This window comes from Oxalobacter paraformigenes (genome assembly GCF_000158475.2).
GTDB lineage: Bacteria > Pseudomonadota > Gammaproteobacteria > Burkholderiales > Burkholderiaceae_D > Oxalobacter > Oxalobacter paraformigenes.
In genome coordinates this window covers 298,614-312,106 of the sequence record NZ_KI392030.1, presented here as the reverse complement: position 1 = coordinate 312,106, position 13,493 = coordinate 298,614, and the positions used below count along the sequence as shown (strand labels likewise).

Below are 13,493 nucleotides of genomic sequence, written 5' to 3'. Positions count from 1 at the left end.
TTTTTGCCAAACATGTTTCTCGTCAAAAAACCGGAGTATTCCCGATCCCGACTTATCTCAGGCGGATTGTGGCGACGCTGGCAAATCTTGTCGTATTAAACAAGTTTGCAGCCTTCCGCTTGCCGGATTGGCCTGTTTTTTGAATATTTCGCCTTTGCGAACTGGAGAAACCCATGACTGAACTCGAATTCAAGGCCCTTGCCAATCAGGGCTATAACCGTATTCCGCTGATCGTTGAAGCCATTGCCGACCTGGACACCCCTCTTTCGCTTTATCTGAAACTGACACAGCACAATCATCAAGGCAGAAATTCGTTTCTGCTTGAATCGGTAGTCGGCGGCGAACGTTTCGGCCGTTACTCTTTTATAGGTCTTCCCGCCTCCACTGTTTTACGTTCCCACGGAATGAAAACCGAAGTGGTGAAAGAGGGAAAGATTGTTGAAACAAACGATGGCAATCCCCTTGATTTCATTGCAGAATATCAATCGCGCTTCCAGGTTGCCATCCGGCCTGGACTGCCGCGTTTCTGTGGCGGTCTCGCCGGGTATTTCGGTTACGATACCATCCGTTACATCGAGCCGAAGTTGCAGGATTCGGCACCGGAAGACGATCTGGGATTTCCCGATATCCAGCTTCTGCTAACGGAAGAACTGGCTGTTATAGACAACCTTTCCGGAAAACTCTATCTCATCGTTTATGCGGATCCAAACCGTCCTGAAGCCTATTCCACAGCCAGGCAGCGCCTTCGTGAATTGCGTGCCATGCTGGACATGCCGGCGATTGCGCCGGCCATGAACGGCAGCCGGCGTACCGAAGTTATCCGCGATTTCAAAAAGGAAGATTTTCTTTCGGCTGTTCAGAAAACCAAAGATTACATCGCCAACGGCGACTGCATGCAGGTCGTTTTAAGCCAGCGTTTGAGAAAGCCGTATGCAGATTCGCCTTTGTCGCTTTACCGTTCCTTAAGAGCGCTGAATCCGTCTCCCTATCTTTACTATTATCATTTTGAAGATCTTCATATCATCGGCTCTTCACCGGAAATTCTGGTACGTCAGGAAAATACACCCGAAGGACGCAAAGTGATTGTCCGGCCGCTGGCTGGAACGCGTCCCCGGGGAACCACTCCTGAAAAAGACAGTCAGCTCGCTTCCGAACTGCTCTCCGATACGAAAGAAATCGCGGAACACGTTATGCTGATTGACCTTGCCCGCAACGATATCGGCCGTATCGCCCGAATAGGAAGCGTCAAGGTCACGGAAAAAATGGCGATTGAAAAATATTCCCATGTCCAGCATATCGTCTCCAATGTGGAAGGTCTGCTGAAACCGGGATTGTCCAACCTGGACGTGTTGAAAGCGACATTCCCGGCCGGTACGCTTTCGGGAGCGCCAAAAGTACGCGCGATGGAAATTATCGACGAAATGGAACCGGTCAAACGCGGCATTTACGGCGGTGCCTGCGGCTATCTCTCTTTTGGCGGCGAAATGGATCTGGCTATCGCCATTCGCACCGGCGTTATCTACAAAGACATGTTGTATGTTGGCGCTGGCGCCGGCATCGTGGCAGACTCTTCACCCGAATCCGAGCTGCAGGAAACGGAAAACAAGGCCCGGGCCGTTATCCGCGCGGCAGAACAAGTTCAGGACGGAACGGACAATTCCCTGCAATAAGGCCATCCATACCGAAGGAGCCAGTGTGGTCAAACACAAAAATTCCGTTTTTACTGATAACAGACTGGCGCCTGAATCCCTGGCTTTCCGGTTGGCGGGAGCGGCCGATGCGGTCACCCGCGTAGCTAAAGGCCAATCCCTGCCGGATGCACTCACTGCTGTCTTTTCGGACGTTTCTGCTGATGCCGCTGCACGGGGCGCCATTCAGGACATCGCGTACCACACTCTTCGTCAATTGGGACTGGTCAGCTTCCTGACCCGCAAACTGACGACACGTCCGCCCGAACCCGTCATGCTTCAAAGTCTTCTGCATTGTGCGCTCGCCTTGCTGATACCGGAAAACAACACCTTGCGTTACGAACCCTATACGACAGTCGATCAAGCCGTTGAGGCGGCAGCGGCAATACGCGTACTCAGAAAAGCGAAAGGACTGGTTAACGCCGTCCTGAGACGTTTTCTGCGCGAACAGCCGAATTTTCTGAAAGCGGCGCGACAAGACTCCGAAGCCTCCTGGAATTATCCGGGCTGGTGGATCGAACAGGCACAGCAAGCTTATCCGGTACACTGGAAAACCATTCTCTCAGCCGGAAACGGAGTTCCCCCTTTGACACTGCGCGTGAACGTGAGGAAAACGACGGTTAACGATTATCTGGAACTGGCGGAAGCGGCAGGAATCGGGTGCATGGCAATCGGGCCTTATGCCGTCAAGCTGATCCAGCCGATTCCGGTCAATCGCATACCCGGTTTTATGGAAGGGCTTGTCTCGGTTCAGGATGCCGCCGCACAACTGGCGGCGCCGCTGCTGGGTCTTGAAGACGGGATGAAAGTGCTGGACGCCTGCGCCGCTCCCGGCGGCAAAGCCGGCCACATGCTGGAAATGGCCCATATCGACTTGCTTGCGCTCGATCGCGACCGCCGCCGTTTAAGGATGATCCAGGAAAATCTGGAGCGTCTCGGTTTAAGGGCAGATATAAAAACGGGCGACGCGACCCGGTCAGACTGGTGGGACAAAAGCCTGTTCGATTGCATTCTGGCCGATGTTCCCTGTACCGCTTCTGGTATCATTAGACGACACCCGGATATCCGCTGGTTGAGAAGACAAAGCGATTCGCACGAACTGTCGCTGGTTTCTGCACGGATTCTGAAGAATTTATGGCCCATGCTAAAGCCCGGAGGCAAACTTCTTTTGGCAACCTGCTCCATCTGGCCTGAAGAATCCGAGCGTCAGGCTGAAGCGTTTGCGGCATACTCTGGCGCACTTCGACTCCCAGCACCGGGACAATTGCTGCCGACAGTCAATGGAATGAATGATCACGATGGCCTGTTTTATGCTTTGTTTAAAAAAACATAACAGGCTATCATATAGAAACAATGTACCTACTTTACGATCCGTGATACGCCGATTATTACAATTCTTTTCTTTTCTTGCCTTTGCTGTCCTGGCAATAAATCCGGTATCGTCTGTTGCCGCAGACGATATCCAGATCAATACGGCAAAAATCGAATTTTCCGACAATACTTACCGATTGCTGACCAGCTTCTCGCTGGAGTTCAATCACAGTCTGGAAGAAACCCTGTTGCACGGTATTCCGCTTTATTTCAAAACCGAAGTAGAGATCAGACGTCCCAGAGCTTTCTGGTTCGATGACGTCCCGGTTTCCAAATCCAGAACCACCCGTATTTCCTATAACGTCCTGACAAGACAATACAGTATATCCATCCCCGGCACCTTACAAAGAAATTATGGATCGCTGGAAGATGTCCTGTCTGCCATCCGCTATCCGCCCGGCTGGGCCATAGCAGACATATCCGATCTTGAAGCAGGTGAAAAATATCATGTTTCCGTACGGGTAATGCTGGATGTTTCCCAGTTACCCAAACCGTTTCAGATAAACGCCCTGAACAATCGCGACTGGAGACTGGCTTCCGAATGGAAACGGTTTTCTTATATGCCCTAACAGAAATCAAAAGTGACTCGCGTTTTACGTTATCTCTGGATTGTCGGCGGCGCCATTATGAGCATTTTGCTCTTTTTGCTCGCCTCCGCTTCTGAAAACACGGATTTTTTCGACAAAAATTATTCGTGGCTCGTCGGAGTGAACATTCTTGTCGCTTTTGCACTTCTGATTCTGGTCGTCTGGATGCTGATTCGTCTGGTAAACCGGTACAGGCGGGGCAAGTTCGGTTCAAAACTGATGACCAAGCTGGTCGTTCTGTTCGCGCTGATGGGGATATTGCCCGGTGCGATCATCTATGTGGTTTCCGTCCAGTTTGTCTCGCGCTCCATCGAGTCCTGGTTTGACGTACGCGTTGAATCCGCACTTGACTCCGGGGTCAAACTGGCACAGTCCGTTCTGGAGACGTCAAAAGAAGAACTGACGCTTCAGGCCAGTCATCTGGCAAACGAGCTGGCTGTACTGCCTCTTTCCGAACAAACCATCCTGCTTACGCGTTTCAGGAACGAAAAGGACGGTATTGAAGCCGTTATCGTCAACAACAAGGGACACCTGATCGCGGCATCGGGCACGGCCAATACCTCCCTATTGCCTGATCTTCCGACTGTCGCCATGTTGAGACAGGTTCACATGATGTCGCATTATGCGGCTATCGAAGGCGAAATCGACGATCCGTCAACGGCCGATTTGCAGGAAGCCGATTTGCTTATCCGCGTCATTGTCGCCATTCCTGCCCACAACTTGTCGATTTCCCTGCAAAACGAGCCGTATTACCTGCAATTGCTGCAGAAAATGCCTGAAAATGTGGCAAACAATGCGGAAGCCCTGCGGGCTGCCTACAGTGAATATCAGATTCGTTCCCTTTCAAGATCGGGACTTCGCAAAATCTACATTGTCACTTTGTCGCTCACCTTGCTGCTGGCCATCTTCGGGGCTATTGCCAGCGCCTTCCAGATAGCGTCCAATCTGGCCAGACCCTTGCTTTTGCTGGCCCAGGGAACCAAAGCGGTCTCGGAAGGCAACCTGTCCCCTCGCCCCATTGTGTCCAGTTCCGATGAACTGGGCACACTGACCCAGTCTTTCAACGCCATGACCCATCAGCTTGCGGAAGCGCGGGCACAGGCAGAAAAAAGCCGCGCCGATCTGGAAGCGGCAAAAGTCTATCTCGAGTCGGTTCTGGCGAACATGTCTGCCGGCGTGATCGTTCTTGACCATGAATTCAAACTGGTCGGTTTTAACGATCCCGTTACCCGCATCCTGAGACACGACCTGACACCGCTTATCGGGCGGGAACTGTCGAAAATCGACGGGCTTTCCGTTTTTGGGGACGCTATTACCAAAGCCTTCTCGCAACTCTCGGCACAGGCCGCTGCAAACAACCGTTCCGATGATCTCCACTGGCAGCAGCAGATCGAGATTCCGCATGATCCGGATACCGCCAATGAATCCGCCATCACCTTGCTGGCACGCGGCTCCTCTCATCTGGTAAACCATGAAAACCGGTATATTGTCGTTTTCGATGACATAACAGAAGTCATCTCCGCGCAACGTTCCATCGCCTGGGGCGAGGTGGCAAGAAGGCTGGCGCACGAAATCAAAAATCCGCTGACCCCCATTCAGCTTTCGGCAGAACGGTTGCAGATGAAACTGCACGACAAACTTTCCGAGCAGGACGCCGCCATCCTGAAAAAAAGTACCGATACCATTGTCAATCAGGTCACTTCCATGAAACAGATGGTGAACGATTTCCGGAACTTCGCCAAAACACCGCCGGCGTTCCTTAAACCCCTGGATCTCAATGCGCTGGCTGAAGATATCGTTCATTTGTATGCGGGAGGCGATTCTCACGAGATCATCCACACCCGTCTTGCCGACAACTTGCCCAAGATTATGGGCGATGAGACCCAACTCCGGCAGGTCATCCACAATCTGCTGCAAAACGCGCAGGACGCCGTTGGCGAAATTCAAAACGGAGTGCCCTATACGCCTTGTATCGAATTAATTACGGAAAAAGTTCATTATCAGGACGCTTCGGGCCAAATCTGCATTGCAGTTCGACTTTCTGTCATGGATAATGGACCAGGGTTCGCACAAAAAATACTGTCGCGTATTTTCGAGCCCTACATCACGACTAAAGAACGCGGTACCGGCCTGGGTATGGCGATGGTCAAAAAAATAATTGATGAACACGGCGGACGTATTGACGTACAAAACCGGTCAGATACAAACGGAGCAAAAGTTTCCATTCTTTTCCTGCAACTGGCTTTACCTGAAATGGATGAAGCTCTTAGCTAGAAACGAAGGAAAGTAACAAATATTCAAGATTTTAAGATATGGCAAATATTCTGGTAGTCGACGATGAAATGGGAATACGTGAACTGCTTTCGGAAATTCTCTCCGATGAAGGTCACGTCGTACAAACGGCTGAAAATGCACAACAGGCCCGGGAAGCCAGGGCCGCTGAAACACCCGATCTGGTTTTACTCGATATCTGGATGCCCGACACCGACGGCGTCACTTTATTGAAAGAGTGGCAAAGAGACGGTTATCTGACAATGCCGGTTATCATGATGTCCGGACACGCGACAATCGATACAGCGGTTGAAGCGACCCGTATCGGGGCCATGAATTTTCTTGAAAAACCAATCGCCCTCCAAAAGCTTCTCCAGGCTGTTCAGCAGGGTCTGGCACGCCATCAGGAAAAAAACAGGCCGATTCCCGTCACTATCGCGCAACAGCCGGCACCCGCCAGTGAACTCCGAACGGGCATAACGACAGGCAATGTCCCGGTTCAGGCGCCTGCACCCGTCATAAACAATTCAAGCACGATCAATACCGCTCTTTTATCGTTTGACTTGCCGCTGCGGGAAGCCAGGGACATGTTTGAACGGATCTACTTCGAACACCATCTGGCTCAGGAAGGCGGAAGCATGACCCGTGTCGCGGAAAAAACAGGGCTCGAACGCACTCACCTTTACCGCAAGCTGAAACAGCTGGGTGTCGAACCGGTCAAGGCGCCCAAAAAACACAATTAAACGAAAGGACAACTGATGGAATACGTCAATCTCGGATCAAGCGGATTGAAAGTATCGCGTATTTGTCTGGGCATGATGACTTATGGCTCGCCAAAATGGCGCCCCTGGGTTCTGGACAAATCCGCATCCCGTCCGTTTATCCGTCGTGCCGTTGAAGCCGGCATCAATTTTTTCGATACCGCCAATCTTTATTCCAACGGTCTGTCCGAGATATTGACAGGCAAACTGTTGAAGGAATATGCAAAACGCGAGGAAATCGTTATCGCGACCAAGGTTTATTTTCACGTTTCAGACGACATATCGGCCGATGCGGCCTCAGCCAGTGCGCAGAAAATTCCTCCCAACACCAGCGGATTGTCGAGAAAACACCTGTTTGCTGCCGTGGACGCCTCTCTCAAGCGGCTGGGTACCGATTACATCGACCTTTACCAGATCCACCGCTGGGATCCATCGACACCGATTGAAGAGACCATGGAAGCGCTTAACGATGTGGTCAGATCCGGAAAAGTCCGTTACATCGGTGCCTCCAGCATGTGGGCCTGGCAATTCGCCAAAGCGCAGCAAGTTGCCAAAGAACACAACTGGTCCCGTTTCATCTCCATGCAAAACCACTACAATCTTGCATACCGAGAAGAAGAAAGGGAAATGATCCCTCTCTGCAAGGATCAGGGCATCGGCTTGATTCCCTGGAGCCCCCTGGCTCGCGGATTTCTGGCCGGGAACCGCAAACCGGACGACAGGGACGCATCCAAAAACAATTCAGCCACGTCACGTGCCAAAACGGATGAAATGGCACTCCGCGTCTTTTATTCCGACGCCGATTTCGATGTCGTGAACGCCCTTAATAAAGTAGCCAGCCAGCGCGGCCTTTCCAATGCACAGGTCGCTTACGCCTGGTTGCTTCACAAGGGCGTTACGGCTCCAATCGTCGGCACCTCAAAACTGCCCCAACTGGACGAAGCCGTTTCGGCGACAACGGTCAAACTGTCTGAAGAAGAAATCGCCGAACTTGAAAAGCCGTACCAGCCCCATCCGGTACTTGGACACCGTTGACCAATGCATTACCCAAAAAAAGGAGGCTTTCAAGCCTCCTTTTCGGTTTTCGGAAAAGCGTGAAACGGAATCATTCCTCGGTTTTCGCTTTCCTTGCCGATGTTTTCCGGGCTGCTGTTTTTTTCACCGCTGTTTTTTCCCTGGCGGTATCGGCCGCTTTAGCGGAGCTTTTCGTTTTGCTGGCCGTCGTCGCTTTTTTCTTTGCGGAGGATGCTTTCACCGCCGTTTCTTCGAACTTGAAACTGACCTTTCCCTCTTTTCCCAAAGCGAGATAAGCCTTGAAAGGCCGGTGAGTTCGCTGGGAAACAAAGCCCGTCAGCAGATCGGTCTGTCCGTCATTCAACAACTTTGCCATCTGTTCCGGGACTATTTCCTGCTGAAGAATGATACGACCACTCCGGAAATCGCAACTTTTAGGCTGTGCCACCGTATTTTCACAAATGTAGGACAAACCGGACTCATAAATTTTTCCTGCGCATTTCGGGCAATTTCCAACAGGAATCTTGCCGGAAAAATCCGCAGTTCCAGCCTCCTCTTCCTGTGGCTGGCCAAAATCGAATTCCAGTTTGAAATTATCCTTGTCAGCATCCGGCACAATTTTCAGAATGGCGGCAAAAGGACGTCCCATTTTCGAACGGAATCCCTGCAACGGGCCGATCTGGCCGTTTCCAAGCAATTCTTCGACTTCGGGAATGGAAAACTGTCGGCTTCCCGGTGTTTTGCTGATGGAAAAATCGCACTGCGTACAGGCGAAACGACGGTAATTTTCACGAACTTCGCCGCCGCATTTCGGACACGGCGTTTGCAGGATGGCATAATCGCCCGGGATCGTGTCTTCATCGTACTCTTTGGCCCGTTTGACGATTACCTGTGCCATTCTGGCAATCTGCTGCATGAATTCTTCGCGACTTATCTGCCCTTTTTCCATTTGAGACAGTTTGAATTCCCACTCTCCTGTCAGCTCGGGCAAGGTCAATTCCTTGACACCCAGGCCCTTTAGCAACGTCATAAGCTGAAACGCTTTAGGCGTCGGAATAAGCTCCCGCCCTTCTCTCAAAAGATATTTCTCGCTCAAAAGCCCTTCAATAATAGCAGCACGCGTTGCCGGCGTACCGAGCCCCTTGTCCTTCATCGCTTCGCGCAGTTCATCCTCGACCAGTTTGCCGGCGCCTTCCATAGCCGAAAGCAATGTCGCTTCCGTATAACGTGCGGGCGGTTTTGTTGCCATATCATCGATCAGGACTTTATCGGTCAAGACGGTTTCGCCCGGCGATACCGGAACCAGCAGGCGATCGTTATCGGCATTCTTGCCTGCGGCCGGCATTTCCTTTCCATAAATGGCGAGCCATCCCGGGCTGGTCATAACCCGCCCTTCACTTTTGAAACGATGACCGGCTACTTCGGTAAACCGGGTAGTGACGAGAAACTCGGCAGCCGGAAAAAACACCGCCATGAACCGGCGCGTAACGAGATCGTACAGTTTCTGTTCGGGTTCGGACAGATTTTTCGGCAACTGTGTGGTAGGAATAATGGCGAAGTGATCCGATATTTTCTTATTGTCGAATATTCGCTTGTTAGGTCGAACCCAGCGACTTTCCAGAATCTGTGAAGCGAATGTCTGATAATTTGCGTTTTCCTTCAGACTTTCCAGAGTCTGCATACTGGTTTGCAGATAATCTTCCGGCAAATGGCGGGAATCCGTTCGCGGGTAAGTCAAAACCTTGTGTTTTTCATAAAGCGCCTGAGCGAGTGAAAGCGTATTTTTGGCGGAAAAACCGAAGCGGGCGTTGGCTTCTCGCTGCAAGCTGGTCAAATCGAACAAGGCCGGGGAAAGAGATGTCGTCGGTTTCGATTCTTCGGTAACCTTTCCATCTTTGCCCAGACAGGCAGTAACAATCGACTCGGCAGCAGCGCGGCTCCACAGTCGTTCCGGCCTTTTTTCGGGATCGGCCCCGTCTTTTTTGAAATGGGAATCAAGCCAGCGGCCTTCATAAACGCCTTTCGCGCAGACAAACTCGGCTCTTACCTCCCAATAATCTCTTGAGACAAAACTTTTGATCTTTTCTTCACGCTGGACGACGATTGAAAGCGTCGGTGTCTGAACCCGTCCAACGGTAGTCAGAAAGAATCCCCCTTCTTTCGAGTTGAAAGCCGTCATGGCACGGGTGCCGTTGATGCCGATCAGCCAATCCGCTTCCGAACGGCTGCGTGCCGCTCTGGCCAGCGGAAGCATTTCCTCATCATCCCGCAAACGTTTGAAACCGTCACGGATGGCTGCCGGCGTCATGGATTGCAGCCACAAGCGTTTGATAGGCTGTTTTGCCTTGGTATACTGGGCAATCAGCCTGAAAATCAACTCGCCTTCACGGCCGGCATCGCATGCATTGACAATGGCAGTAATGTCTTTTCTCCGGATTAGCCGGCTCAACATTTTAAGTCTGGGTTCCGTTTTGGCAATTGGTTCCAGCGCAAAACTGGGGGGAATGACGGGCAAATTGGCAAAACTCCATTTACCGCGCTTGACTTCGTACTCTTCCGGCGCCCTGATTTCCAACAGATGTCCGACTGCCGAAGTCAGGACGTATTGATCCGACTCGAAGTAATCACCCTGTTTGGTAAAACCGCCCAGACTTTTCGCGATGTCATTTGCGACAGACGGTTTTTCGGCAATGATGAGCGTTTTGGTCATAAAAACGAAACTCGTAAAGGGAAGTTGAAAGAGAGAAATGCCATTTCAAACAATGAATCATCGGGACACAGAGCGGGAAATGATAATGTGAGAAGGCTGCCCTCTGCAAGCAAACGATTCAATGTCTGAAAATAAAACGGGAATTTTTATCTTTTACCAACATGTGACTTGTCCGTTATACTGACTGAACAAGGCTTTTCTGATGCAGTGGCAATGCAGTCAACGCTTGACCAGTCGGCGATAAAATCCCCCTGCCAGACTCTCCACTTCACCGGCCAGTTCCAGACTGAGCAACTCCACATTCAAAGAGGCGGCATCAATTTCACATCGCTCGCACAAGGTATCGGAATCCACCGGATCAAACCCCATCTGTAAAAGAATGTCTTCCTGCAGTGAGGTATTTTCAGGTTCCATCTTTCGGTCAGATGATTCAGAGACACTATTATAGTGTTTCAATTCTTCCAGAACGTCTTGAGAAGTCTCAACCAGTTTGGCTCCCTGACGTATCAATTCGTGACAGCCACGGGATAAGGGAGAATGAATCGAACCCGGAATAGCGAAGACATCGCGTCCCTGATCGATAGCTGTTTTGGCGGTTATCAATGAACCCGATCTGGCAGCGGCTTCCACAACCAGGATGCCGCCTGACAAACCGCTGATAACGCGATTTCGCCGTGGAAAGTTCGAGGCAAGAGGGCCCGTTCCCAAGGGGAACTCGCTGATAACGCAGCCTTCTTCCGCAATCTGGAGGGCAAGTTCCCGATTTCGGGCAGGATAGACGATATCGGCTCCCGTACCGACAACGGCAATGGTGGAACCCTTGCCTTTCAGGCCACCACGATGGGCCGCCGCGTCGATTCCCAGCGCCAGACCGGAAATAATAGTCAGCCCCGATTCGCTCAGGGAACGGGCGAATTCCTTGGCATCCATGCGACCCTGTGCCGTAGCATTCCGGCTTCCTACGATGGCGATGGATGGCGACGACAACAACTCCACCCTGCCTTTTACGTAAAGCATAAGCGGTGGATCGGGAATTTCAAGAAGCAATCCCGGATAATTGCTGTCGGACAAGGTTAAAATGGCATTACCCGGTTCCTCAAGCCACTTTTGTGTCTTTTCAATCTGTTCCGTAATCGCTTCGGGAACAGGCGCATAAATGGCGTCCGCAATTTGCGGTGACACGATTCGCTGAAGTTCCCGGTAAGACGTCATGAAAATGTTTTGGGGCAAACCGTAAGCCGTCAGCATTTTGTGTGCCGTCCGGATACCGATGCCGGGAGTCAGGACAAGACGAATCCAGGCTGCCAGTTCTTCTTTATCATAAGGGATCGTTTTACTCAATGTCGGCTTTCCATATGAACTGAAATCAAAACTTCTCTCTTGCTGAAAGAAACGCCATGTTCCTACACAAAAAGAAGGGCTATGCTAAACTTTCAACTTCGCTATTATTCCGGCATCCTGTATTTTCATTGCGGGAAATATAAAATATAGCCTTTTCATCCAGATTCTGCCTAGGAAAATTCCCTCTGGCAAGATTCTCCATCCGATTGTTGCATCTGATAAAGAACAAATGGCACGTTTACCCATTTTGCGCTACCCTGACCCGCGCTTGTTGAAACCGTCCCGTCCTGTTACTTCGTTTGATTCCGAGCTGAAAACGCTGGTTGAAAACATGGCTCAAACAATGTATGAAGCCCCTGGCGTCGGGCTGGCCGCACCCCAGGTCAATGCTCACCGCCAGGTCGTGGTTATTGACGTGTCGGAGAAACGCAACGAACTGCACGTGTTCATCAACCCCCAAATCATTAAGGCAAGCGAGGAAAAAACCCTTTTCGAAGAAGGATGTCTTTCGCTTCCCGGCATTTACGATGAAATCGAACGTCCGGCCAGAGTCACGGTTCGGGCACAGGACGTGGATGGCAAGGCATTCGAAATGGAAGCCGAAGGTTTGCTGGCCGTTTGTGTCCAACATGAAATAGATCATCTGAAAGGACGCGTGTTTGTGGATTATCTTTCTCCCATGAAACGAAACCGGATCAAGAAAAAACTGCTCAAGGAAGAAAGGGAACAGAAAAAAAGCGTGACCGGAGCGAATGTGAAGAAACAGGGAAACAAACGATGAAAATTGTTTTTGCCGGAACGCCTGAATTCGCCAGTACCGCATTGAATGCCCTTGTCCGAGCCGGACATCAAATCGGACTTGTCCTGACACAACCTGACCGCCCATCCGGTCGAGGCATGAAATTGCAGGCTTCGGCTGTCAAGAAACTGGCCGTGTCAGAGGGCATTCCCGTCGAACAACCCGTTTCCTTGCGACTGGATGGCCGGCATGGCGAAGAAGCGAAAAAAGTGTATGAACGGATCGCCCGGATCGAACCGGATGTGATGGTCGTGGTTGCCTATGGTCTTATTCTGCCAAAAGTATTCCTCGAACTGCCGAAATACGGTTGCCTGAACATTCATGCATCGCTTCTTCCGAGATGGCGGGGCGCCGCACCGATTCAGCGCGCGATTGAAGCGGGCGATGAAAAAACCGGCGTTTCCATCATGCAGATGGAAGAAGGACTCGACACGGGACCGGTTCTGCTCAAAGAAACTGTTGCCATTGAAAAAGACGATAACGCTTCCCGGCTCCACGACAAACTGGCCGATTTGGGAAGCCGGCTGATTTTGTCCGCTCTGAACCAGCTTGCGGAGAACTCTGCCCGTTTTACGGTACAGGACGAAGATGCCGCGATTTACGCGGCAAAAATCAGGAAGGAAGAAGCGACTGTAAACTTCACTTTTTCCGCCACTGAAATTGTCAACAAGATACGGGCTTTCGATCCTTTTCCGGGATGTATCGCGAAATACCGGAATATTCCAATCAAGATATGGAAGGCGGAAAACGCAGGAAGCTATCCCGGAACAAAAGCCGGGCAGATCGTTTCTGTCAACGAAAGCGGCATTGTTGTCGGTTGCGTCGAAGATTCTGTAAGAATACTCGAATTGCAGAAACCGGGAGGGAAACGTCTGTCTGCTGCCGAATTCATAAAAGGGTTCTCTTTTGAAAACGGCTGTTTTGAATGAACCATCTCCATTATCATTCCCA

General features: G+C 51.1%; 10 protein-coding genes. 8 read left to right on the top strand and 2 right to left on the bottom strand.

All coding sequences use genetic code 11. From position 1 onward, the window contains the following. Window positions 1-173 precede the first annotated feature (173 nt). The 6 genes from trpE to OFAG_RS01400 are packed head-to-tail and all read left to right on the top strand — an operon-like array spanning window position 174 to window position 7,713. Complete coding sequence (trpE, locus tag OFAG_RS01425) at window positions 174-1,670, top strand: anthranilate synthase component I (protein ID WP_005878064.1); 1,497 nt, start codon at window positions 174-176, stop codon at window positions 1,668-1,670. A 25-nt stretch (window positions 1,671-1,695) separates the two neighbouring features. Continuing rightward, on the top strand, window positions 1,696-3,021 hold the full coding sequence (gene rsmB / locus OFAG_RS01420) for a 16S rRNA (cytosine(967)-C(5))-methyltransferase RsmB (protein WP_005878069.1): 1,326 nt from the start codon (window positions 1,696-1,698) through the stop codon (window positions 3,019-3,021). A gap of 40 nt (window positions 3,022-3,061) precedes the next feature. After that, window positions 3,062-3,628, top strand: coding sequence for a DUF4390 domain-containing protein (locus OFAG_RS01415; RefSeq protein ID WP_040719302.1), 567 nt, complete (start codon window positions 3,062-3,064; stop codon window positions 3,626-3,628). A 12-nt stretch (window positions 3,629-3,640) separates the two neighbouring features. Beyond that, a complete protein-coding gene (locus tag OFAG_RS01410; protein WP_005878073.1) occupies window positions 3,641-5,920 on the top strand; it encodes a sensor histidine kinase in 2,280 nt (759 codons plus the stop codon). A gap of 38 nt (window positions 5,921-5,958) precedes the next feature. Continuing rightward, entirely contained in the window at window positions 5,959-6,660 is a 702-nt protein-coding gene (locus tag OFAG_RS01405; RefSeq protein WP_005878075.1) for a response regulator, read from the top strand. Window positions 6,661-6,675: 15 nt separating this feature from the next. Continuing rightward, a complete protein-coding gene (locus OFAG_RS01400; protein WP_005878077.1) occupies window positions 6,676-7,713 on the top strand; it encodes an aldo/keto reductase in 1,038 nt (345 codons plus the stop codon). Window positions 7,714-7,783: 70 nt separating this feature from the next. Here OFAG_RS01400 and OFAG_RS01395 read toward each other — a convergent pair whose 3' ends face one another. Both OFAG_RS01395 and dprA read right to left on the bottom strand, forming a co-directional pair. Continuing rightward, entirely contained in the window at window positions 7,784-10,402 is a 2,619-nt protein-coding gene (locus OFAG_RS01395) for a DNA topoisomerase III (protein WP_005878079.1), read from the bottom strand. Window positions 10,403-10,621: 219 nt separating this feature from the next. Continuing rightward, window positions 10,622-11,743, bottom strand: a complete 1,122-nt coding sequence (gene dprA, locus OFAG_RS01390) for a DNA-processing protein DprA (RefSeq protein WP_005878086.1) — start codon at window positions 11,741-11,743, stop codon at window positions 10,622-10,624. A 229-nt stretch (window positions 11,744-11,972) separates the two neighbouring features. Here dprA and def point away from each other — a divergent pair, with 229 nt between their 5' ends. Further along, on the top strand, window positions 11,973-12,524 hold the full coding sequence (gene def / locus OFAG_RS01385) for a peptide deformylase (protein WP_005878088.1): 552 nt from the start codon (window positions 11,973-11,975) through the stop codon (window positions 12,522-12,524). Then, window positions 12,521-13,471 (top strand): methionyl-tRNA formyltransferase, encoded by a 951-nt coding sequence (gene fmt / locus OFAG_RS01380; protein ID WP_005878091.1) that lies wholly within the window; start codon window positions 12,521-12,523, stop codon window positions 13,469-13,471. The genes def and fmt overlap by 4 nt, the downstream gene beginning before the upstream one ends. Window positions 13,472-13,493 lie beyond the last annotated feature (22 nt).

Excerpts from the sequence above, each read along its gene's own strand:
- trpE (WP_005878064.1), top strand. The coding sequence starts at position 174 with ATGACTGAACTCGAATTCAAGGCCCTTGCCAATCAGGGCTATAACCGT.
- OFAG_RS01405 (WP_005878075.1), top strand. The coding sequence starts at position 5,959 with ATGGCAAATATTCTGGTAGTCGACGATGAAATGGGAATACGTGAACTG.
- OFAG_RS01400 (WP_005878077.1), top strand. The coding sequence starts at position 6,676 with ATGGAATACGTCAATCTCGGATCAAGCGGATTGAAAGTATCGCGTATT.
- OFAG_RS01395 (WP_005878079.1), bottom strand. The coding sequence starts at position 10,402 with ATGACCAAAACGCTCATCATTGCCGAAAAACCGTCTGTCGCAAATGAC.
- def (WP_005878088.1), top strand. The coding sequence starts at position 11,973 with ATGGCACGTTTACCCATTTTGCGCTACCCTGACCCGCGCTTGTTGAAA.
- fmt (WP_005878091.1), top strand. The coding sequence starts at position 12,521 with ATGAAAATTGTTTTTGCCGGAACGCCTGAATTCGCCAGTACCGCATTG.